The following is a 23,403-nucleotide window of genomic DNA, read 5'->3' on the forward strand; positions in this document are numbered from 1 at the left end:
AAATCTTGGTTTGGTACGTATGCCCCGCTAGGGGGCCAACTGACTATCCTACGGGTCCCCGCGGACCATCCCCCGGGCGGCGTCGTCGCCGGCGCCGGGGCACACATAGCAGTAGGGCCCCGGGAAGATCATTGCTGATCCTCGACCGGGGCCCTGACTGTTACGTTAAAGTTCGGCGGCGTCCTACTCTCCCACAACCCTTCGGTTGCAGTACCATCGGCGCTACCAGGCTTAGCTTCCGGGTTCGGAATGGGACCGGGCGTTTCCCTGGCGCTATAACCACCGAAACACTACGAAACAACACACACCCACCACCAAGTTCGGTGGTGTCGGTGTGGTGTTTCAGAGCTGTAGAGTGGATGCGTAACATCTTCGTGGGCAAGTCCTCGGCCTATTAGTACCAGTCAACTCGACAACACATTACTGTGCTTCCATTTCTGGCCTATCAACCCAATGGTCTCTTGGGGGCCTTAACCCACATGGGGTGGGATACCTCATCTTGGAACAGGCTTCCCGCTTAGATGCCTTCAGCGGTTATCCCTTCCGAACGTGGCCAACCAGCCATGCCCCTGGCGGGACAACTGGCACACCAGAGGTTCGTCCGTCCCGGTCCTCTCGTACTAGGGACAGCCTTCCTCAAGTATCCTACGCGCGCGGCGGATAGGGACCGAACTGTCTCACGACGTTCTAAACCCAGCTCGCGTGCCGCTTTAATGGGCGAACAGCCCAACCCTTGGGACCTACTCCGGCCCCAGGATGCGACGAGCCGACATCGAGGTGCCAAACCATGCCGTCGATATGGACTCTTGGGCAAGATCAGCCTGTTATCCCCGGGGTACCTTTTATCCGTTGAGCGACACCCCTTCCACCAGGTGGTGCCGGATCACTAGTCCCGACTTTCGTCCCTGCTCGACATGTCTGTCTCACAGTCAAGCTCCCTTGTGCACTTGCACTCAACACCTGATTGCCAACCAGGCTGAGGGAACCTTTGGGCGCCTCCGTTACTCTTTAGGAGGCAACCGCCCCAGTTAAACTACCCATCAGGCACTGTCCCTGAACCAGATCATGGTCCGAGGTTGAGATTCCCAATTCGACCAGAGTGGTATTTCAACAACGACTCCACAGTAACTAGCGTCACCGCTTCACAGTCTCCCACCTATCCTACGCAAGCCGAACCGAAAACCAATACCAAACTATAGTAAAGGTCCCGGGGTCTTTCCGTCCTGCCGCGCGTAACGAGCATCTTTACTCGTAGTGCAATTTCGCCGGGCCTGTGGTTGAGACAGCCGGAAAGTCGTTACGCCATTCGTGCAGGTCGGAACTTACCCGACAAGGAATTTCGCTACCTTAGGATGGTTATAGTTACCACCGCCGTTTACTGGCGCTTAAATTCTCAGCTTCACCCCCGAAGGGATTAACCGGTCCTCTTAACGTTCCAGCACCGGGCAGGCGTCAGTCCATATACATCGTCTTGCGACTTCGCATGGACCTGTGTTTTTAGTAAACAGTCGCTTTCCGCTGGTCTCTGCGGCCACCCACCCCTAGCCTGTAAAAAGCTTCAGGATGTTTGGCCCCCCTTCTCCCGAAGTTACGGGGGCATTTTGCCGAGTTCCTTAACCACAGTTCACCCGATCGCCTTAGTATTCTCTACCTGACCACCTGTGTTGGTTTGGGGTACGGGCCGTGCATGCACTCACTAGAGGCTTTTCTCGACAGCATAGGATCACTCTACTTCGCCTCAAACGGCTACGCATCACGTCTCAGCCTCATGGAACACGGATTTGCCTATGTTCCGGCCTACACGCTTACACCAGGACAACCATCGCCTGGCGGAGCTACCTTCCTGCGTCACCCCATCGCTTGACTACTACGAAATCAGGTCCCACGCTCCACACACCCACCTAAGCCCGAAGGCTTCGCTGAGCGGCTTTGGGTGGTTAGTATCAAACGCCTCGTCATGGGCGCACATGCTCGGGTACGGGAATATCAACCCGTTGTCCATCGACTACGCCTGTCGGCCTCGCCTTAGGTCCCGACTTACCCTGGGCGGATTAGCCTGGCCCAGGAACCCTTGGTCATCCGGCGGCAGAGTTTCTCACTCTGCATTCGCTACTCATGCCTGCATTCTCACTCCCACACCCTCCACGACTCGTTCACACGGCCGCTTCCCTGGATGCAGGACGCTCCCCTACCCATCAACACGACTACACAAGAACCCGAAGGTTCAAGCGGATCTATTGTGTCAATGACACAGCTTCGGCGGTGTGCTTAAGCCCCGCTACATTGTCGGCGCAGGACCACTTGACCAGTGAGCTATTACGCACTCTTTCAAGGGTGGCTGCTTCTAAGCCAACCTCCTGGTTGTCTGGGCAATCCCACATCCTTTCCCACTGAGCACACACTTAGGGGCCTTAGCTGGTGTTCTGGGCTGTTTCCCTCTCGACGACGAAGCTTATCCCCCGCCGTCTCACTGCCACACTCTCACACCACGGTATTCGGAGTTTGGTTGATTTCGGTAACCCGGTAAGGCCCCTAGACCATCCAGTAGCTCTACCCCCGCGGTGAAACATGTGACGCTGCACCTAAATGCATTTCGGGGAGAACCAGCTATCACGGAGTTTGATTGGCCTTTCACCCCTACCCACAGCTCATCCCCTCAGTTTTCAACCTAAGTGGGTTCGGGCCTCCACGACGTCTTACCGTCGCTTCACCCTGGCCATGGGTAGATCACTCCGCTTCGGGTCTAGACCACGCGACTCACACGCCCTATTCAGACTCGCTTTCGCTACGGCTACCCCACACGGGTTAACCTCGCCACGCAGCACTAACTCGCAGGCTCATTCTTCAAAAGGCACGCCATCACCTTATTACGGCTCTGACGGCTTGTAGGCACACGGTTTCAGGTACTCTTTCACTCCCCTCCCGGGGTACTTTTCATCTTTCCCTCACGGTACTAGTCCGCTATCGGTCTTCAGGAAGTATTTAGGCTTACCGGGTGGTCCCGGCAGATTCACAGCAAATTCCACGAGCTCGCTGCTACTCGGGAACACCACCAAAAACCACAACACAAGCTTTCGCGTACGGGGCTCTCACCCACTCCGGCCCGCCATCCCAAGCGGTTCCACTAACTCATGCGTGACTTCGAAAAAATGTCAGTTTCTTCAAGGCGGGTCCCACAACACCGACTACACAACCCCTGACAGGTATCACATGCAATCGGTTTAGCCTCTTCCGCTTTCGCTCGCCACTACTCACGGAATCACGGTTGTTTTCTCTTCCTACGGGTACTGAGATGTTTCACTTCCCCGCGTTCCCTCCACACCGGCTATATATTCACCGGCGGGTAACACCACATCACTGGTGCTGGGTTTCCCCATTCGGAAATCCTCGGATCACAGCTCGGTTGACAGCTCCCCGAGGCTTATCGCAGCCTCCTACGTCCTTCATCGGCTCCTGAAGCCAAGACATCCACCATGTGCCCTTAACAACTTGACCACAAAGATGCTCGCATCCACTCTACAGTTCTCAAACACCACACCAGAAACAACAGTGTGTTGCCTCAGGACCCAACAGCGTGCCAATGAACACCCGACAACCCGAGCTAACGAAACAAACTTTCCACGCGACACCCGAAGATGCTGCAGTACTTGCTTGAACCTCACTCACCATCGCCGGCGATAACCAGTAGTTCCACAATTCCTTGAGCAAGCTCGGCAACACCACAGGCGGGTGTTAAACCGTGCCCACTCCACACTCGGTTCCGGGTATCCCGGGAATGTGGATGTGTTGTGCTCCTTAGAAAGGAGGTGATCCAGCCGCACCTTCCGGTACGGCTACCTTGTTACGACTTCGTCCCAATCGCCAGTCCCACCTTCGACCACTCCCTCCCTTACGGGTTGGGCCATGGGCTTCGGGTGTTACCGACTTTCATGACGTGACGGGCGGTGTGTACAAGGCCCGGGAACGTATTCACCGCAGCGTTGCTGATCTGCGATTACTAGCGACTCCGACTTCACGCAGTCGAGTTGCAGACTGCGATCCGAACTGAGACCGGCTTTAAGGGATTCGCTCCACCTCGCGGTATCGCAGCCCTCTGTACCAGCCATTGTAGCATGTGTGAAGCCCTGGACATAAGGGGCATGATGACTTGACGTCATCCCCACCTTCCTCCGAGTTGACCCCGGCAGTCTCCCACGAGTCCCCGCCATCACGCGCTGGCAACGTAGGATAAGGGTTGCGCTCGTTGCGGGACTTAACCCAACATCTCACGACACGAGCTGACGACAGCCATGCACCACCTGTACACCAACCACAAGGGAAGCCCCATCTCTGGGGATGTCTGGCGCATGTCAAGCCCAGGTAAGGTTCTTCGCGTTGCATCGAATTAATCCACATGCTCCGCCGCTTGTGCGGGCCCCCGTCAATTCCTTTGAGTTTTAGCCTTGCGGCCGTACTCCCCAGGCGGGGCGCTTAATGCGTTAGCTACGGCACGGACAACGTGGATGTCGCCCACACCTAGCGCCCAACGTTTACAGCGTGGACTACCAGGGTATCTAATCCTGTTCGCTCCCCACGCTTTCGCTCCTCAGCGTCAGTATCGGCCCAGAGACCCGCCTTCGCCACCGGTGTTCCTCCTGATATCTGCGCATTTCACCGCTACACCAGGAATTCCAGTCTCCCCTACCGAACTCAAGTCTGCCCGTATCGACTGCACGCTGAAGGTTAAGCCTCCAGATTTCACAGCCGACGCGACAAACCGCCTACGAGCTCTTTACGCCCAATAATTCCGGACAACGCTTGCACCCTACGTATTACCGCGGCTGCTGGCACGTAGTTAGCCGGTGCTTCTTATCCAGGTACCGTCACTTGCGCTTCGTCCCTGGCGAAAGAGGTTTACAACCCGAAGGCCGTCATCCCTCACGCGGCGTCGCTGCATCAGGCTTTCGCCCATTGTGCAATATTCCCCACTGCTGCCTCCCGTAGGAGTCTGGGCCGTGTCTCAGTCCCAGTGTGGCCGGTCACCCTCTCAGGCCGGCTACCCGTCGTCGCCTTGGTAGGCCATTACCCCACCAACAAGCTGATAGGCCGCGGGTTCATCCTGTACCGCCAGAACTTTCAACAACCCCCCATGCGAGGAGATGTGATATCCGGTATTAGACCCCGTTTCCAAGGCTTATCCCAGAGTACAGGGCAGATTACCCACGTGTTACTCACCCGTTCGCCACTCATCCACCACCGAAGCGGTTTCAGCGTTCGACTTGCATGTGTTAAGCACGCCGCCAGCGTTCGTCCTGAGCCAGGATCAAACTCTCCAACAATGAACAGTTCGATCGAGACTACATTCTCTCAATCATTCTCAAAGGAAACCCCGACGAGGGGGTTTCATATAAGCTCTACTGGCTTAGTTCACTAGCACACTGTTGAGTTCTCAAGCAACACACCCCAGAAGAAACCAGAACCCCTCAGGGCCAGCCTCGACCGAAGCAGTCATTCCTAGCAGTTTTTTGTGGGACACCCACTCCATCACCTTGCAGTGAGAGCTTGGTTCGTGTCCCGGCGGCCACCCGGTTTCCCTGGCGACTTGGAGAACTTTACATGGCCGTCCGGGGCCCGAAACAGGGGGGTACCTTAACCGCGTTCCCGCAGGTCAAGCCCCTGTTTCGGGCCAGAGCCGGGATCAGGCCCCGACGCTCACGCCGGCGACGTTGCGCTTGCCCTTGCGCACCACGAGCCAGCGGCCGTGGAGGGCATCGGCCGAGGACGGCTTCCACTCCTCGTCGGCGATCTTCACGTTGTTCACGTACGCGCCGCCCTCCTTGACCGTGCGGCGCGCGGCGCCCTTGCTGTCGACCAGGCCGGCGGCGAGCAGGAGGTCGACGATCGTCGGTCCCTCCGCACCCGAAGGCGTGACCTCGCCGGTCGGCACCTCGGCCATGGCCGCGTCGAGCGTCTTCGCGTCGAGCTCGCCCAGCTCACCGCGCCCGAACAGCGCCTGGCTGGCCGCGATGACCTGCCGGGTCTGGTCCTCGCCGTGCACCAGGTTGGTGAACTCCTCCGCCAGCCGCTTCTGCGCCGAGCGCAGGTGCGGCCGCTGTTCGGTGTCCTCGGCCAGCGCGCCGATCTCCTCCTGCGTGAGGAACGTGAACATCCGCAGGTAGCGGATGACGTCGGCGTCCCCCACGTTCACGAAGTACTGGTACCAGGCGTACGGCGAGGTCATCTCCGGGTCGAGCCACAGGTTCCCGCCGCCGGTGGACTTGCCGAACTTCCGGCCCTCGGCGTCGGTGACCAGCGGTGCGGTCAGCGCGTGCGCGACGCCGCCCTCGACCCGCCGGATCAGGTCGGCGCCGCCGACCAGGTTGCCCCACTGGTCCGAGCCGCCGACCTGCAGCTTGCAGCCGTACTGGCGGTACAGCTGCAGGTAGTCCTGCGACTGCAGCAGCAGGTAGCTGAACTCGGTGTACGACATCCCGTCGGACGCGAGGCGGCGCTTCACCGTCTCCCGGTTGATCATCGTGTTCACCGGGAAGTGCTTGCCGACGTCGCGCAGGAACTCCAGCACGTTCTGCTGGCCGGTCCAGTTGAGGTTGTTCTCCACGACCGCGCCGGTCGCCGAATCGTCGAAGTCCACGAACCGCTCGAGCTGGCCGCGGATCCGGCCGGCCCACTCGGCCACGACGTCGAGCGTGTTCAGCGTGCGCTCGCCGGTGTCACGCGGGTCGCCGATCATCCCGGTGGCGCCGCCGGCCAGCACGATCGGCCGGTGCCCGGCCCCCTGGAAGCGCTTGAGCATCAGGAGCGGGACGAGGTTGCCGGCGTGCAGGCTGGGCGCGGTCGGGTCGAAGCCGCAATACAGGGTGAGGGGGCCTTGGTCGAGTTCGCGCCGAAGGGCGTCGATGTCGGTGGACTGCGCGATCAGGCCGCGCCAGGACAGCTCGTCAAGGATGTGCTCACTCACACCTGTAGATACTCCCGCACCAGGTCAACCGACTATCCCGCGGGGCGCGCCTGCCGCCGTTTCCCGCCGCGGCGGTAGGCCGAGACGGCGGGTGAACCGTCGACCCAGAATCGCCACGGGGTGTCCATCGCCATCGCGACGCCGACACGTGGCCCATTACGGATGTGTTCGGCGGGCACCCGCTCCCCCACGCGCAGCCGCACCGGCGAGAACGGGTCGGTGAGGTCGACGCCATTCTCCGCCCGGTCGATCCGCAGCACCGAGGTCAGGATCGCCGGGCCCTTGGCCAGCTCACCGGTCCCCCGCGCGTTCGGCCGCCGTTTCCGCACCAGGTCCAGGCCCTGGACGACCTCGCCCGCGCGCAGCAGCACGGCGCCCGGCTGGCCCTCTTCGGTGCCGACGATGTTGGCGCAGAAGTGCATGCCGTAGACGAAATACACGTACAGGTGCCCGGCCGGCCCCCACATCACGGCGTTGCGCGGGGTCTGACCGCGGTAGCAATGCGAAGCCGGATCGTCGGCCCCGCGGTAAGCCTCGACCTCGACCAGCCGGACGCCGACGGTGCCGTCAGGCCCGTCGGCCTCGAGCACCGCGCCCAGCAGCAGGTGCGCCAGGTCGACCGGGTCCAGTGCCAGTTCCTCGCGCCGGAACAACCGGTCCACGTGCGCTCCCCTCGTCCGCCGTCAGCCTAACCAGCGGCGACCGGGCACCGGCACTCGATCAGGCGCAAGCGTCGAAAGCCAGACGCCCCAATGCTTGCCCGGGCCGGGCCAGCCGTGGCTGCCCCGGCCGGAAGACCTACTTCAGCCACTGCCGATGGGCCGCGGCCCGCTCCATCAGCCGTTCGCGCTGCTCGGCGACGCGCTCGGGAGCGGTGCCGCCGCGGGCGTTGCGCGAGCGCACCGAGCCCTCGACGGTCAGCACCTCGCGCACGGCCGGGGTGAGCGCCGGGTTGATGGCCTGGAACTCCTCGTCGGTCAGCTCGTCGAGGCCGACGCCGCGGCCCTCGGCGACCCGGACGCTCTCCCCCGCCGCCTCGTGCGCCACCCGGAACGGAACGCCTTGGCGCACCAGCCATTCCGCGATGTCGGTGGCGAGTGTGAAGCCCGCCGGGGCCAGCTCGGCGAGCCGGTCGGTGTGGAAGGTCAGCGTGGCGAGCATGCCCGCGATCGCCGGGAACAGCAGCTCCAGCTGCTCGACGGAGTCGAAGACCGGCTCCTTGTCCTCCTGCAGGTCGCGGTTGTACGCGAGCGGCTGTGCCTTGAGCGTCGCCAGCAGGCCGGTGAGGTTGCCGATCAGCCGGCCCGCCTTGCCTCGCGTCAGCTCCGCGACATCCGGGTTCTTCTTCTGCGGCATGATCGAGCTGCCCGTGGCCCACGCGTCGTCGAGCGTGACGTAGCCGAACTCGGCGGTGTTCCAGATGACCACCTCTTCGGCGATCCGGGACAGGTTCACGGCCAGCATCGTCACGGAGAACGCGAACTCGGCGGCGAAGTCCCGCGAGGCGGTGCCGTCGATCGAGTTCTCCACGCTGGTGTCGAAGCCCAGCTCCGTCGCGACGGCCTCCGGGTCGAGCCCGAGCGACGAGCCGGCCAGCGCACCCGAGCCGTACGGCGACTCCGCCGTGCGGACGTCCCAGTCACGCAGCCGCGAGACGTCGCGCAGCAGCGCCTGGCCGTGGGCCAGCAGATGGTGCGCGAGCAGCACGGGCTGCGCGTGCTGGAGGTGCGTGCGGCCGGGCAGGATCGCGTCCGGGTGCCGCTGGGCCTGCGACACCAGCGCGTCGACCACGTCCAGCGTGCCCGCGACGACCCGGCGGGCCGCGTCGCGCAGCCACATCCGGAACAGCGTGGCCACCTGGTCGTTGCGCGAGCGGCCGGCCCGCAGCTTGCCGCCCAGGTCGGTGCCGGCCCGCTCCAGCAGGCCGCGCTCCAGCGCGGTGTGCACGTCCTCGTCGGCGACCGTCGGGGTGAACGCCCCCGACTCGACGTCGCGGGCCAGCGCGTCCAGCGCGTCCAGCATGCCCGCCAGCTCGGCGTCGGTGAGCAGCCCGGCCTGGCGCAGCACTCGCGCGTGGGCCCGCGAGCCGGCGATGTCGTACGGCGCCAGCCGCCAGTCGAAGTGGGTCGACGCGCTCAGCGCCGCCATCGCCTCCGCCGGGCCGCTGGCGAACCGCCCGCCCCACAGTTGCACCGGCTGGTCTTTCCCGCTCACAACTTGCCTTTCGTCGTAACGCCCCGGTCTGGTACCCGGGCTTGCCTGGTCTGAGATCGGTTCATTCCGCGTTCAGGGCGGACGAACGCTGGGCCAGTGCGGCGAAGCGTTCGGCCAGATCCTTGCCCGTCAACGGCTCCCGCGCGATCACCGCGACCGTGTCGTCGCCGGCGATGGAGCCGACGACCTCCTCCAGCGCCGCCCGGTCGATGGCGCTGGCCAGGAACTGCGCCGCGCCCGGGGGCGTGCGCAGCACCGTGAGATTGCCTGAGGAGTCCGCCGAGACGAGCAGCTCGGCCAGCAGTTTCGCAAGCCTCGCCGTGCCGCCCTGCACTCCGCGCACCGGGCTGCCGTCCTCGGGGATGACGTAGACCGGGGCACCCGAGTCGGCACCGCGCAGCTTGACCGCGCCGAGCTCGTCGAGGTCCCGCGACAGCGTCGCCTGGGTGACCTCGATGCCCTCGGCCGCCAGCAGTTTCGCCAGCTCGGTCTGGCTGCGGATGGCCATCGTGGCCACCAGCTCGGTGATCCGCGCCTGGCGCCCGACCCGGCTGCCGCTCATCGTCCCAGCTGCCCGAACAGCCAGACGAGCAGCGCCTTCTGCGCGTGCAGCCGGTTCTCGGCCTCGTCCCACACGGCGCTGGCCGGGCCGTCGAGCACCTCGTCGGTGATCTCCCAGCCGCGGTGCGCGGGCAGGCAGTGCAGCACGATCGCCTCGTCCGCCGCGCGCTTGAGCAGCTCGGTGTTGACCTGCAGCGCGCGGAACGGGCCGACCCGGTCGAGGCCGTCGTTCTCCTGGCCCATGGACGTCCAGGTGTCGGTGACCAGTACGTCGGCGCCGTCGACCGCGGAGTGCGGGTCGGTGAACACCGTCGCGCTGCCACCGGTCGGGCTGGCGCGGTGCTTGGCGTCGAGCACCACTTGCTGGTCGGGCTGGAAGCCCTCGGGCGAGACGACCCGCACGTGCATGCCGGCGGTGACCCCGCCGAGCAGCAGCGAGTGGGCCATGTTGTTGGCGCCGTCGCCGAGGTAGACCATCGTGAGCCCGGCGAGCTTGCCCTTGCGCTCGCGGATGGTCATCAGGTCGGTGAGCACCTGGCACGGGTGGAATTCGTCGGTGAGCGCGTTGATGATCGGGATCGAGGCGACCGAGGCCATGGCGTCGATGCGCTTCTGCGCGAAAGTCCGCCACACCACGGCGTCGACGTAGCGCGACAGCACACGCGAAGTGTCCTCGATGGTTTCTTCGCGGCCGAGCTGCATCGAGCGGCCGTCCACGATCACCGGGTGCCCGCCGAGCTGGCTGATGCCGACCTCGAACGAGAACCGGGTGCGGGTGGAGTTCTTCTCGAAGATGGCGGCGACCGTTTTTCCGGCCAGCGCTTTGTTGCCGAGCGGGTCGGCCTTGAGCTGGTCGGCGAGGTCGAGCAGCGCTGTCTGCTCTTCGGGGCTGACGTCGTCGTCGCGGAGGAAGTGGCGGGGCATCAGTCGGTTTCCTTCGTGGTGGTGGTCTTCGTGGTGGCGCTGTCGAGCGCCCCCGGGAGCGCGGAGAGGAAGCCGCGGGCCTGCTCGTCGCCGAGCACGAGCGGCGGCGCGAGCCGGATGGTGTCCGGCGCGACCGGGTTGACCAGGTACCCCGCGTCCTGCGCGGCCTTCGCGACCGCGGCGGACACCGGCTGCCGGAGCGTGATGCCGAGCAGCAGGCCCGCGCCGCGGACGCCGCCGACGAGCGGGTGGCCCAGCGCCTCGACCCCGGCCGCGATGTCCTTGCCCAGTGCGGAAACGTGGTCGAGCAGGCCGTCGCGGGCGATGGCGCGCAGCACCGCGAGACCGGCCGCGCAGCACACCGGGTTTCCGCCGAACGTCGTGCCGTGCTGGCCCGGCTTGAGCAGCTCGCCCGCCGCGCCGACGCCGATCACCGCGCCGAGCGGCAGCCCGCCGCCGAGGCCCTTGGCCAGAGTGATCACGTCGGGCACGATCCCGACCTGCTGGAACGCGAACCAGGTGCCGAGCCTGCCGATGCCGGTCTGCACCTCGTCGAGCACGAGCAACGTGCCGGTCGCCTTGGTGATCTCGCGCGCGGCCTGCAGGTAACCGTCCGGCGCGGGGACGACGCCGGCCTCGCCGAGCACCGGCTCCAGGAAAACTGCCGCGGTGTCGGTGTCGACGGCCGCGCGCAGCGCCTCGACGTCGCCGAACGGCACATGCGTGACACCCGGCAGCAGCGGCGCGAACGGCTCGCGCTTGGCCGGCTGGCCGGTGAGCGTCAGGGCGCCCATCGTGCGGCCGTGGAACGCGCCCTCGGCGGCCACCACCTTGCCGCGGCCGGTGAGCCGGCTGATCTTCAGCGCGGCCTCGTTGGCCTCGGCGCCGGAGTTGACGAACAGCACCTTGCCCTGCCCGGTCAGCCCCGCGACGTCCAGCAGCGCCTCGGCCAGCTCGACCGCGACCGGGTTCACGTACAGGTTCGAGGTGTGGCCCAGCGTCGCGATCTGCTCGCTGACGGCGCGGACCACGTCCGGGTGCGCGTGGCCGAGCGCGTTGACGGCGATGCCGCCGACGAGGTCGACGTACTCGCCGCCGTCGGCGTCCCACACCTTCGCGCCCTCGCCGCGGACCAGCGTGAGGCTGGGGGTGCCGTAGTTGTCCATCACGGCCGACTGCCAGTGCTGCCGGCCGTCCACATTGGACGTCAGAGTGGTCACGGGAGCTCCGTTTCGGGAAGGACCATGGTGCCGATGCCGCGGGAGGTGAACACCTCGAGCAGCACGGAATGGGCGAGCCTGCCGTCGATCACGTGGGCGCCGCGCACGCCGCCGCGGACCGCGCGGACGCAAGCCTCCATCTTCGGGATCATGCCGCTGGCCAGGCCCGGCAGCAGCTTCTCCAGCCGGTCGACGCCGATGCGGTCGATCAGCGAGGAGCGGTCGGGCCAGTTGGCATAAAGGCCTTCGACGTCGGTGAGCACCACGAGCTTCTCGGCGTCCAGCGCGGCGGCCAGCGCGCCGGCCGCGGTGTCGGCGTTGACGTTGTGCACCACGCCGTCGATGTCGGGGGCCACAGTGGACACCACCGGGATGCGCCCGGCGTTGACGATGTCGAGGACCGCGTCCGGGTTCACCGCCGCCACCTCGCCGACCAGGCCGATGTCGACCTGCTCACCGTCCACGGTGGCCTGCTTGCGCTCGGCGGTGAACAGCCGCGCGTCCTCGCCGGAGATGCCGACGGCGTACGGCCCGTGCGCGTTGATCAGCCCGACCAGCTCCCGGCTGACCTGGCCGACCAGCACCATCCGCACGATGTCCATGGTCTCCGGCGTGGTCACGCGCAGGCCGCCCTTGAACTCGCCCTCGACGCCGAGCCGGCTGAGCATCGCGGTGATCTGCGGGCCGCCGCCGTGCACCACCACCGGGTGCAGGCCGGCCAGCCGCAGGAACACCATGTCCTGCGCGAACGCGGCCTTGAGCCGGTCGTCGATCATGGCGTTGCCGCCGTACTTGACGACCACGGTGGCGCCGTGGAACCGCTGCAGCCACGGCATCGCCTCGATCAGCACCCCGGCCTTCTCGGCCGCCGTGGACAGCCGGTCGTCCGCCGAAACCAGCGAATCGGGGCCGGTCATGACGAGTACGCGCTGTTCTCTTCGACGTACCCGTGCGAGAGGTCCGTGGTGTAGACGGTGGCAGCGGCGTCGCCGACCCCGAGGTCGACGACGATCGCGACGGCGCGGCCCGAGAGGTCCGCGGCCGAGCGGTCCTCGGCGGTGGTCCCGGCGGCGAACAGCGTGGCGCCGTTGATAGTGATCGACAGCGTCTCCGGGTCGATGCGCGCGGGCGCGCGGCCGAGCGCCATGGCGATCCGGCCCCAGTTCGGGTCGGAGCCGAACAGCGCCGTCTTGACCAGGTTGTCCTCGGCGATGGTGCGGGCGACCACCTCGGCGTCGGCTTCGGAGGCCGCGCCCCGGACGGTGATGTCGACGTCCTTCGTCGCGCCCTCGGAGTCCGCGCGCAGTTGCAGCACCAGGTCGCGGGCCACGGTGGTGAGCAGCTTCGTCAGCTCGGCTTCGGCAGGCTCGGCGCCGCTCGCGCCGGAGGCCAGCACGAGCACGGTGTCGTTGGTGGAGGTGCCGCCGTCGACGTCGAGCCGGTCGAAGGTGACGTGGGTGGCCGCGCGCAGGGCACGGTCGAGGGTTTCCTTGTCCACCACGGCATCCGTGGTGATCACGGACAGCATCGTGGCCAGGTTCGGCGCGAGCATGCCGGCGCCCTTGGCGAAGCCGCCGACACTCCAGCCGTCTTCGTGCTTCGCGAACGCCTGCTTCGGCTTGCTGTCGGTGGTCATCACGCCGGTGGCGGCGTTCAGGCCTGCCTCCAGGCCGGTGTCGAGTGCCTTCACCGCACTGTCCACACCGGACAGGACGGCGGCCATCGGCAGCCGCTCGCCGATCAGGCCGGTGGAGCACACGGCCACCTCGATGGCCCCGGCGCCGAGCACCTCGGCCACCTTTTCGGCGGTGGCGTGCGTGTCCTGGAAGCCGCCGGGGCCGGTGGCCGCGTTGGCCCCGCCGGAGTTGAGCACGACGGCCTTGAGCTTGTGCTGCTTCAGCACTTCCTGCGACCACAGCACGGGCGCGGCCTTGATCACGTTGCGGGTGAACACGCCCGCGGCGACGTCGAGCGGGCCGTCGTTGACGACCAGCGTGAGGTCGAGCGCGCCGGAGGCCTTGATGCCCGCGGCGATGCCGGCGGCGCGGAAGCCCTGGGGGCCGGTGACGGTCACGGTGCCACTCCCACGGTGGAAAGTCCGGTGGCCTCGGGGAAGCCGAGCGCCAGGTTCATCGATTGCACGGCACCGCCCGCGGTGCCCTTGGTCAGGTTGTCGATCGAGGTGACCACGACCAGGCGGCCGGCGCCGGCGTCCACCCCGAGCTGCAGGGTGACGTTGTTCGAGCCCAGCGTCGCGCTGGTCGCGGGCCAGACGCCCGGAGCCAGCAGCTGCACGAACGGCTCAGCGTCGTAGGCCTTCTCGTAGACCTCGCGCGCGGCCGTCTCGTCGACGTCGCCGGCCAGCGGGGCGCTGGCCGTGGTGAGGATCCCGCGCGGCATCGGCGCGAGAACGGGCGTGAACGACACGGTGACCTTCCTTCCGGCCGCGGCGGACAGGTTCTGGGCGAACTCCGGTGTGTGCCGGTGCGCCCCGGCCACGCCGTACGCGCTGGCCGAGCCCATCACCTCGGAACCGAGCAGGTTCGGCTTGAGGCTCTTGCCCGCACCGGACGTGCCGGTCACGGACACGACCGTGACCTCCGGCTCGACCAGCCCAGCGGCTAGCGCCGGCGCGAGGGCCAGCGAGCCGCCGGTCGGGAAGCAGCCCGGGACCGCGACGCGCTTGGTGCCGACGAGCTTCTCGCGCGCACCGGGCAGCTCCGGCAGCCCGTACGGCCACTGGCCGGCGTGCTCGCCGCCGTACCAGCGCTCCCAGTCGGCCGAGTCGGCCAGCCGATGGTCGGCGCCGAGGTCCACGACAAGCACCTCGGGCCCGAGCCGGGCCGCGATCTCCGCCGAATGCCCGTGCGGCAGCGCGAGGAACACGACATCGTGCCCTGCCAGCGTCTCGGGGCTCGTCTCCGCCAGCACGCGCCCGGCCAGCGGCACCAGGTGCGGCTGGTGCGTGCCCAGCGTGGTTCCGGCGCTGCTGGCCGCAGTCAGCGCGCCGATCTCGACCTCGGGGTGGGCGAGCAGCAGGCGCAGCAGTTCGCCGCCCGCGTACCCGCTCGCGCCGGCAACCGCGATCTTCACCGTCATACGCATGATTATGCACGACGGTGCAATCTCAAACAAACAGGGTTTGAGCCCGGTGCCCCGTCGTCGCCCCGGCCAGGCCGACGACCGACATCCCAGCACGGCTGCTCGCCTTGTCATCATTCCTCCAGACGCTCACTCCTCCAGACGTTTTGCTGCCACTGCCCTAGAAGCTGCGGGAGCGACAAGGGCTAGCACCTGGTCGCCGGTGGGGCACTGGCCTCGCTCCGGCAACTCACGCTCGGAGAACAGCCCGCGGCCCGCTAACACCAGTCCCCCGACTCAGCCACACCGCAGCACGCATAGCCGAAGACAGTCGAACCGCTCGCTGTCGAGCCGCTCGCTGCGGCCAAGCGGTCAGCCGGCCGGTTGCCCGACCAGTTGGCCGACCGGCCGAGCATCCGGGCCGTCACGCCTCGATGCCATCCTTCTCCGTAACTCGACCTCCAAACGGCTCTCGCCTCGATCTCCACGCGGCTTCCGTATGAGTCCCTCAACAGCCCCTCCCCCGGATGCCCGCACTCGAGCGGGCATCCGGGGCGGACTCAGAACTCGTCACCTCCCGGTTCCTCGCGGAGGCTGGGCGGCATCGGCAGGTGGTTGCCGGGCTTTTCCGGGTCACAGCCGACCCGGGGCAGGCGGGCGCGGATGCCGCCGGGGGTGCGCTCGAAGTCGCGGGCCAGGTCGGCGACCGGGTCGCCCGCCAGCCAGCGGCGTTCCAGCTCCGCGTCCATCTCCTCGGTCCACGGGCTGCCCTGCTGGGCGGGCCGTTGCCCGGTTCTTCGGCGGCCGCCGCCACCACCTCCGCCGGAGAAGGCCAGGAGGCTCCCGCCGAGCAGTTCGGCCACGGCGGGCACCGCGGCGGAGTCGAGTTCGAGCCGGCCTTCCGCGACGAGTTCGCCGTCAGGCCCCTCGCCACCCACGGTGACGACGACGCGTTGCTGTTCCGCCGCGCCCGTGCGGGCGACGACGGTGATCTGGTACTGGACGTTTCCTGCCCGGACCTCGGTCCGGTGCTCTTCGATGATCGTCATGCCGGGGACGGTAGCGCCGACCCCCGACAATTTTTGCTCACGGGGTGTGGGCGGGTGGCTGCGCTCCGAAATTGTCGGACCCTAGCCGTACCGTCTCCACCGACCACGAACAGCGACCGAGGAGGCTCGGTGAGTGAGGGAAAAAGAACGGTGCCCCGATCTGGCGAACCAGACCGGGGCACCGGGGAGAACGGCTCAGAAGTGCAGCAGCCGCGCGAGCGCGTCCTGCTTGATCCGCGCTCCTGGCTGGGTGTCGGCCTTCGGCTGGCCGCCAGCCGCTCCGGCCGGAACCGGCGGCGGCACCGGCTGGCACTGCGCGTCGGAATGGTTGCCTGCCGTGCGCTTCGGCAGGTTGCCGGTCGCGAGGTAGTCGGCGACCTTGTCGTCCACACACGCGACACCGGACAGCGAGCCGGCGTGCGTGGTGCCGCCGGGCGCGCTGATCAGGCTCGACTTCGGGAACAGCTTCCGCACCTCGAGGCTGCCCTCGTAGGGCGTCGCCGCATCGAGTTCCTCGCTGATCAACAGGGCGCCGTCGACCTTGCTGCCGTCGACGCGCACGGGCTTGCCCGACTTCGCCGGCCAGTTCACGCACGGGGCGTTGAACCAGGCGTTGCCCCAGGTCTCGAACGGGGCGCGGAAGTAGGTCGTCCAGTTGTCGAGGCGCCAGCGGTTCCAGTTCGTCGGCCACTGCACGTCGGAGCACTGCACAGCGCTGTACACCGCATAGCCGTTGTCGTCGCCCGGCGGGTTCGAGTCGTCGTAGAGCGCCTTCAGCGTCTGCCAGTCACCGCGGTGGACCCAGCCGTCGAACGCCTTGGCCATGTCCTCCCAGCCGAACACGTAGTAGCCGGCCTGCAGGAAGACGTCGGTCCACTCGTCCCCGCCGATCACCCCGCCCGCGGGCGTGCGGTCGAGCTTCTTCTGCTGGTCGTACCAGAGCTTTTCCACCGCCGTGGCGGTCTTGCCGAGGTGATAGATGCTGTCGTACTTCGCGAGCCAGCCGAAGTAGATCTTGATGTTGCGGTCGAAGGCCACGTCCTGGTCCAGGTTGGCCTGGTACCAGACGTTGCGCGGGTCGACGTTGCCGTCGAGCACCATGCGGCGCACGTTCCCCGGGAACAGCGTGCTGTACACCTGCCCGAGGTAGGTGCCGTAGGAGAAGCCGTAGTAGTTGATCTGCTTCTCCCCCAGCGCCTTGCGCAGGCTGTCCATGTCCTGCGCGACGTCGGTGGTCTTGATGTGGTCGAGAATGGCGCCGTTCTTGGCGCACGCCTTGGCGTAGCCCTGGGCCTTGTCGAGCCAGGCCCGCTCGATCTGCGGCGTCTTGGGCACGTACGGCGTGCGGTCGTAGCCGAAGTAGTTCCCGTCGCAGGTCACGGCCGGCTTGCTGGAGCCGACGCCGCGCGGGTCGAACCCGATCCAGTCGTAGCTGTCGCCGGCGTGGTTCGGCACCGACTGCCCGAGCCGCGAGAGGCCGAGGCCGGAGCCGCCGGGACCGCCGGGGTTCACGAGCATGATGCCCTGGTACTGGGCGGCCTTGTGCTTGATGCGGGAGACGGCCACCTGGACCTTGTCGCCCGCGGGCTTCGCGTAGTCCATCGGGACCACGAGGAAGCCGCACTGGGCGCCGGCGTTCTTGAGGCTCGCCGAAGTGCACTCTCCCCAGTTGATCGGCGCCGGCGTGAAGTCCGGTGTCCTGGCCGGTGCCGCTGTGGCGGCGGGAGCTGCGGCCAGCGCGCCGACCGCGACAGCCGCGGCGGCGAACACGGCAACGATTTTCTTCACAGAGTTCCTTTTCGTCCGCGGGCAACCCGAATTCGTCGAAACTACCGACAACCCGCAACAATCTCCTCGCACGACACGAGTTGCGCCATCCACCTTTCGTCGGTATTTGGCACTACGGAGGTGACCCCGAATGGGCGCGGACACCGCGTTGATCTCGGCCGTCCGAACAGGGCTCGCCGACCTGGCGGATCCGGTGCGGGCACCGGCCATGCAGGCGTACATGAAGTCGGCGATGCCGTTTCGCGGAGTGCCCAAACCGCAGCGGAGCGTGCTGATGAAAGGCGTGCTGTCCGCTCACCCATTGCCCGATCGGGTGACATTCACGGCGACCGTGCGGCGACTCTGGCACGATGCCGAATTCCGCGAGGAAAGGTATGCGGCAATCGATCTTTCCGGTCACCGCGCCTACCGGGGCTGGCAGGATCCGGGCCTGCTCGGGCTGTACGAGGAGATGATCGTCGGCGGGGCCTGGTGGGACTACGTGGACGAGCTCGCGATCCGCCGGGTCGGCCCCATCCTGCGCGGTGACCGGGCCGCGGTCACCCCGCGCCTGCTGGGCTGGGCCACCGACCCGGATCGCTGGCGGCGGCGCACGGCCGTGATCTGCCAGGTGAGTGCGAAGGAGGACACCGATCGGGTGCTGCTCACCGCCGCCGTCGAGGCCAATATCGGCGATCCGGACTTCTTCCTGCGCAAGGGCATCGGCTGGGCCCTGCGCGACTACGCCAGGACGGCGCCGGACTGGGTCCGCACGTTCGTCACCGACCACCCGGACCTGTCCGGACTGTCCACACGGGAGGCACTGAAGCACCTGTCCTGAGTGGTCCGCGAACGAGTGAAGCACGGGAGGGAATCTGGACACAGGCAGACGCGGCGGGACAGCCGCAGTTCGCGAGCACCGCGAGCATCACGGACACCGCCGGGGAACGGCAAGTGCCGGGAACGCAGCTGAGCCGCGGTGAGCGCCGTGGACACGGCCGAGGCGCGGCAAGTCGCGCGAGTGCGGCAAGAACCGAGGGTGCGGCGAGACCCGCCGACGTGGGAAGAGCCGAGGAAGGCGCGGCAAGAGCCGCCGACGCGACGGGGAGGCCGCCGGCCAACCGGGCAGAACCGCAGGCGTCAGCGCACTCCGCGTACAGAAGCCTTCGCCACAGCCGTAAGCAGCGCGAGCGGCCCCGAAGCGATGAGCGCGTCGCCGGGCAAGCGAGAGCGCCGAGGCCTGAAACGGCCGTGGGCCGGGAACCTGCCAAGGGCAGGGCTCCCAGCCCACGGAAGGCCGGACCAGGGTGGCAAGCGCCGCCCCCCGGCGAGGGGCGGACCGGCTCAGGCGCGCAGGGTGGCGCCGAAGCGCTCGCCCGCCGCGGCGAGCGCGGCGTCGCGGGCCTTGGTTGCCTCGTCGACGGTCAGCGTGCGGTCCGGGGCCCGGAAGCGGAGCTTGTAGGCCAGGGAGCGCTTGCCTTCGCCGACCTGCTCGCCGGCGTAGACGTCGAAGAGGGTGATCTCCTCGAGCAGCTCGCCGGCGCCGGTGCGCAGGACGTCGGCGAGGTCGGCCGACGGGACGTCCGTGGCGGCGACCAGGGCGACGTCGAGGAGCACCGGCGGGTAGGCCGACACCCTCGGGGCCGGACGCGAGTCCGGGAGCGGGATCGCGTCCAGGTCCAGTTCCATCGCGACCGTCCGGGGCGGCAGGCCGAGGGCCTCGACGACCTTCGGGTGCAGCTCGCCGGCGTGGCCGACCGGCCAGTCGCCCACGCGCAGCTGGGCGCAGCGGCCCGGGTGCCACGGCAGGAGGTCGGCGGACTGCACCTTCAGCTCGACGCCGGCGGCCTCGGCCACCACGCGCGCGGCCTGCACGGCGTCAGCCCAGCCGGCCGGTTCGCCCTCGCCCCACCAGCCGGCACGACGGCGGCGGCCGGTGAGCACCGCGGCGACGTGCACGGGCTGGGCGGGCACCGCGGCTTCCAGGACCGCGAGCTGCTCGTCGGTCGGGCGGTGCTCGACGCCGAGGTCCGGGACCTTGAGCTGGTTCGGCTTCGGCAGCACGACCTGGCCGATGTGGAACAGCGACACGTCCTTCATGCCGCGGGAAACGTTGCGCTGCAACGTGTCCAGCAGACCGGGCAGGAGCGTGGTGGACATCCGGTCGTGGTCGGCCTCGAGCGGGTTGCGCACGCGCACGGTGTTGCGGCGGACGTCGTCGGCGGGCAGGCCGAAGTCGTCCCACACCGAGTCCGACACGAACGGGAAGGGCAGCACCTCGACGTACCCGTCCTCGGCCAGCGCGCGGGCCACGCTCCGGCGGCGGCGCTGCGAGTCGGTGAGGCCGCGGCCGGCGGGTGCGGCGGGAAGCTGCGACGGGATGCTCTCGTAGCCCTCGAGCCGCAGCACCTCCTCGACCAGATCGGCGGGCTGCACCAGGTCGCCGCGCCAGGTCGGCGGGGTGGCCGTGACGAGGGAGATGCCCTCGTCGCTGGTGCTGACCGTGACTCGGCAGCCGATCTGGCCGAGGCGCCGCACGGTGACCCCGCGCTCGTAGCGCACGCCGGCCATCTGGTCGGGCAGGTTGATCGGCATGGTGACCGGCGGGTTCGGCGCGACGCCGCCCTCGTCGGTGCGGCCGGGCTGGATCGCGGCGTCGCCGTACTGGCGCAGCAGGCGCGCGGCCAGCTCCACCGCGGCCGCGCACAGCGCCGGGTCGGTGAACCGCTCGAACCGCTTGGCCGCCTCGGAGAACAGCTTGTGGCGACGGGCCGTGCGGCTGATCGACGCGGGGTCCCAGTGCGCCGCCTCGAGCAGCACGTCGGTGCTCTCCGCGGTGATCTCCGTGCTGGCGCCGCCCATGGTGCCGGCCAGCGAGATCACGCCGCTGTCGTCGGCGATCACGATGTCGTCGGCGTCGAGCTTGCGCTCGGCGTCGTCCAAAGTGGTCAGCTTCTCGCCCGGCTTGGCGCGGCGCACCACCAGGTCGCCCTGGATCGCCGACGTCGCGAAGGCGTGCAGCGGGTGGCCGAGCTCGAGCATCACGTAGTTGGTGACGTCCACGGCCAGCGAGATCGACCGGATCCCGGCCAGCATCAGGCGCCGCCGCATCCACCACGGCGTGGGCGCCGTCGCGTCGAGGCCCTTCACCCGGCGCAGCACGAACCGCGGACAGCCCTCAGGGTCCTCGACCCGGACCGGCCACGCGTCGCCCTCGGCCACGGGGATCTCGAGCGAGGCCGGGTCGCCGAACGGGACGTCGAGCGCGTTGGACAGCTCGCGCGCCAGGCCGCGGATCGACAACGCGTAACCGCGGTCGGGGGTCGGCGTGACCTCGATGACGGTGTCGGCCAGGCCGAGCAGTTCCTTGGCGTCGTCACCCGGGCTCGCGGTGCCCGAGGGCAGCACGAGGATGCCGGTGTGGTCGTCGCCGAGGCCCAGCTCCTGGGCGGAGCAGATCATGCCGTCGCTGACGCGGCCGTAGGTCTTGCGCGCGGCGATCGCGAAGTCGCCCGGCAGCACCGCGCCGGGCAGCGCGACGACAACCAGGTCGCCCTCGGCGAAGTTGCGGGCGCCGCAGACGATGCCGCGGGTCCGGATGCCGTGGGGGCCCTCGTCCTCGAACGGGGCGTCGTCGTCCTCGTCATCATCCTCGTCCGCGGGCACAGTGTCCTCTTCGGACGCTTCCTCGCCGACCTCGACGCGGCAGAAGCGGACCGGCTTCTTGAAACCCGTCAGCTCCTCGATCTCGGCCACGCGGCCGACCACGAGGGGACCGGTCACGGGGCCGAGCTCGCTCAGCTCGTCGACCTCGATCCCGATCCGCACGAACGCGTCGGCCAGGTCCTGGGGCGTGACCTCGGCACCCACGTCGAGGTGCTCGGTCAGCCAGCTCACCGGGACTCGCACTACGCCTCCGTTCCGAAGGGAAGGGTGAACCGGACGTCGCCCTCGACCATGTCGCGCATGTCCGGAATGCCGTTGCGGAACTGCAGGGTCCGCTCGATGCCCATGCCGAAGGCGAAGCCCGAGTACACCTCGGGGTCGACGCCGCAGGCGCGCAGCACGTTCGGGTTGACCATGCCGCAGCCGCCCCACTCGACCCAGCCGGGGCCGCCCTTCTTCTCCTCGAACCACACGTCGACCTCGGCCGACGGCTCGGTGAAGGGGAAGAAGTGCGGGCGCAGGCGGGTTTTGGAGTTCTCGCCGAACATGGAGCGCGCGAACGCGTCGAGCGTGCCCTTGAGGTGCGCCATGGTGATGCCCTTGTCCACCGCGAGGCCCTCGACCTGGGTGAACACCGGCGTGTGCGTGGAGTCCAGCTCGTCGGTGCGGTAGGTGCGGCCAGGGCACACGACGTACACCGGCAGGTCGCGGTGGAGCAGGCTGCGGGCCTGCACCGGCGAGGTGTGCGTGCGCAGCACCAGGCCGGAGTCCTCCTCGCCGACGTAGAAGGTGTCCTGCAGCTGGCGCGCGGGGTGGTCCTTGCCGAAGTTCAGCGCGTCGAAGTTGAACCACTCGGCCTCGAGCTCGGGGCCTTCGGCGACCTCGTAGCCCATGGCGATGAAGGCGTCGGCGACGCGCTCGGAAACGGTCGTGATCGGGTGCCGGGCGCCGCGCGGGATCTGGTCCCACGGCAGCGTGACGTCGACGGCCTCGGCGCGCAGCACGTGCTCGTCCCGCTCGGCCTGCAGCACGGCGCGGCGCGAGTCGAAGGCGGACTGGATCGCCTGGCGCGCCTCGTTGACCCGCTTGCCCGCCTCGGCCTTCTCCTGCTTGGGCAGGCCGCCGATCTCCCGGCGCGCGAGCATCAGCGGCGCCTGGTCACCGAGGTGGGCCGGCTTGACGGCAGCGAGCGCGTCCAGGTCGGCCGCGGCCGCGAAGGCCTCTTCGGCCGCCTTGATCGCCGCGCGCAGGGTTTCCGGTGCGAGCACCTCGACCGGCTTGTCTGTGGCTCCGGACATGACTCCTCGGCGTCCACTGGGACTGGTTGGGCGGCGGCACACGGGCGGGAAGCCGCACGTGCACATCGGGCAGCTAAGTCTAGGGGATCGGCCCCCCGGCCCAGCCGCTCACCCTCCGCTTCCGGAGCGGTCGCGCCGGATCACCACGCCCGACCCCGGCGCCGCGCCGAAGATCGGGTGACCCACCAGCTGTCGGCGCGGCGCGGAGATCCACTGCAGGCCAACGGTGGCGGACAGCCCAGCTGACGACGGGCTCTGGGAGGCCCGCAGCTCGGCGGCCGGACGGAGGCGGGCGGCCAACAAAACGCGGGCAGGCCCTGCTGAGGGGGGCAGGACTTACTGAGGCGGGGGTCTGGCGGAGGCGGGCAGACCAGGGACGGCGACGGGACGGTGCGGCCCGGGCGGCCAAACCTGATGGCGGGCAAGTCGCCGGGCAGCGAAGGAGGGCCGGTCCCATTACGGGGAATGGACGCTCCGGGATGGAACTCGGGCTGAGGGCAACTCGCTCCGGCCACGAAGGCCGGTGCCGCTCGCGCGATGAGACTTACCCAGAGGGCAAGTCCTCACGTCGGCGGAGACGGCACCGCTTGCCCGTTGAGGGTGGGGCGGAGAGCAGGTCGCCCGGTTGACGGGGCCGGTGCGACCAGGGCGGCCCGACTTGAGTG

At 67.9% G+C, this 23,403-nt stretch carries 14 protein-coding genes and 3 rRNA genes; 1 reads left to right on the forward strand and 16 read right to left on the reverse strand.

Going from position 1 to position 23,403, the window contains the following annotated elements:
- Positions 1-170: 170 nt before the first annotated feature.
- From rrf to OG371_RS44150, 14 genes are all read right to left on the reverse strand, one after another.
- Positions 171-287: ribosomal RNA gene (gene rrf, locus OG371_RS44085) — 5S ribosomal RNA — on the reverse strand.
- 87 nt (positions 288-374) lie between these two features.
- Positions 375-3,495: ribosomal RNA gene (locus tag OG371_RS44090) — 23S ribosomal RNA — on the reverse strand.
- 304 nt (positions 3,496-3,799) lie between these two features.
- Positions 3,800-5,318: ribosomal RNA gene (locus OG371_RS44095) — 16S ribosomal RNA — on the reverse strand.
- The 16S, 23S and 5S rRNA genes sit together here, the layout of an rRNA operon.
- 359 nt (positions 5,319-5,677) lie before the next feature.
- Positions 5,678-6,958, reverse strand: coding sequence for a tyrosine--tRNA ligase (tyrS, locus tag OG371_RS44100; RefSeq protein WP_329063191.1), 1,281 nt, complete (start codon positions 6,956-6,958; stop codon positions 5,678-5,680).
- Between the two features lie 32 nt (positions 6,959-6,990).
- Positions 6,991-7,620 (reverse strand): DNA-3-methyladenine glycosylase, encoded by a 630-nt coding sequence (locus OG371_RS44105; RefSeq protein ID WP_329063192.1) that lies wholly within the window; start codon positions 7,618-7,620, stop codon positions 6,991-6,993.
- Between the two features lie 136 nt (positions 7,621-7,756).
- Positions 7,757-9,172 (reverse strand): argininosuccinate lyase, encoded by a 1,416-nt coding sequence (argH, locus tag OG371_RS44110; RefSeq protein ID WP_329063194.1) that lies wholly within the window; start codon positions 9,170-9,172, stop codon positions 7,757-7,759.
- A 61-nt stretch (positions 9,173-9,233) separates the two neighbouring features.
- Entirely contained in the window at positions 9,234-9,734 is a 501-nt protein-coding gene (locus tag OG371_RS44115) for an arginine repressor (protein ID WP_329063196.1), read from the reverse strand.
- The gene (argF, locus tag OG371_RS44120; protein WP_329063198.1) at positions 9,731-10,657 is read right to left on the reverse strand and encodes an ornithine carbamoyltransferase; all 927 of its coding nucleotides are present in this window, start codon (positions 10,655-10,657) and stop codon (positions 9,731-9,733) included. Before argF ends, OG371_RS44115 begins: the two co-directional genes overlap by 4 nt.
- On the reverse strand, positions 10,657-11,877 hold the full coding sequence (locus OG371_RS44125) for an acetylornithine transaminase (protein WP_329063200.1): 1,221 nt from the start codon (positions 11,875-11,877) through the stop codon (positions 10,657-10,659). Before OG371_RS44125 ends, argF begins: the two co-directional genes overlap by 1 nt.
- A complete protein-coding gene (gene argB, locus OG371_RS44130) occupies positions 11,874-12,794 on the reverse strand; it encodes an acetylglutamate kinase (protein ID WP_329063202.1) in 921 nt (306 codons plus the stop codon). The genes OG371_RS44125 and argB overlap by 4 nt, the downstream gene beginning before the upstream one ends.
- Positions 12,791-13,951, reverse strand: a complete 1,161-nt coding sequence (argJ, locus tag OG371_RS44135; RefSeq protein ID WP_329063204.1) for a bifunctional glutamate N-acetyltransferase/amino-acid acetyltransferase ArgJ — start codon at positions 13,949-13,951, stop codon at positions 12,791-12,793. Before argJ ends, argB begins: the two co-directional genes overlap by 4 nt.
- On the reverse strand, positions 13,948-14,976 hold the full coding sequence (gene argC, locus OG371_RS44140; protein WP_329063206.1) for an N-acetyl-gamma-glutamyl-phosphate reductase: 1,029 nt from the start codon (positions 14,974-14,976) through the stop codon (positions 13,948-13,950). Before argC ends, argJ begins: the two co-directional genes overlap by 4 nt.
- A gap of 542 nt (positions 14,977-15,518) precedes the next feature.
- Positions 15,519-16,007: a helix-turn-helix domain containing protein gene (locus tag OG371_RS44145; protein ID WP_329063208.1), complete on the reverse strand. Its 489-nt coding sequence runs from the start codon at positions 16,005-16,007 to the stop codon at positions 15,519-15,521.
- A 195-nt stretch (positions 16,008-16,202) separates the two neighbouring features.
- A complete protein-coding gene (locus OG371_RS44150) occupies positions 16,203-17,795 on the reverse strand; it encodes an alpha/beta hydrolase (RefSeq protein ID WP_329063209.1) in 1,593 nt (530 codons plus the stop codon).
- Between the two features lie 130 nt (positions 17,796-17,925).
- On the opposite strand from OG371_RS44150, the gene OG371_RS44155 reads away from it, so the two are divergent.
- Entirely contained in the window at positions 17,926-18,615 is a 690-nt protein-coding gene (locus tag OG371_RS44155; protein ID WP_329063211.1) for a DNA alkylation repair protein, read from the forward strand.
- Positions 18,616-19,118: 503 nt separating this feature from the next.
- Here the strand turns inward: OG371_RS44155 and pheT are convergent.
- Together pheT and pheS are read right to left on the reverse strand one after the other, a co-directional pair.
- A complete protein-coding gene (gene pheT / locus OG371_RS44160; protein WP_329063213.1) occupies positions 19,119-21,683 on the reverse strand; it encodes a phenylalanine--tRNA ligase subunit beta in 2,565 nt (854 codons plus the stop codon).
- Complete coding sequence (gene pheS, locus OG371_RS44165) at positions 21,683-22,738, reverse strand: phenylalanine--tRNA ligase subunit alpha (protein ID WP_329063215.1); 1,056 nt, start codon at positions 22,736-22,738, stop codon at positions 21,683-21,685. The genes pheT and pheS overlap by 1 nt, the downstream gene beginning before the upstream one ends.
- Between the last annotated feature and the right edge of the window lie 665 nt (positions 22,739-23,403).

Origin of the sequence: Amycolatopsis sp. NBC_01480 (assembly GCF_036227205.1) — a bacterium.
In the GTDB taxonomy this organism is placed as follows: domain Bacteria; phylum Actinomycetota; class Actinomycetes; order Mycobacteriales; family Pseudonocardiaceae; genus Amycolatopsis.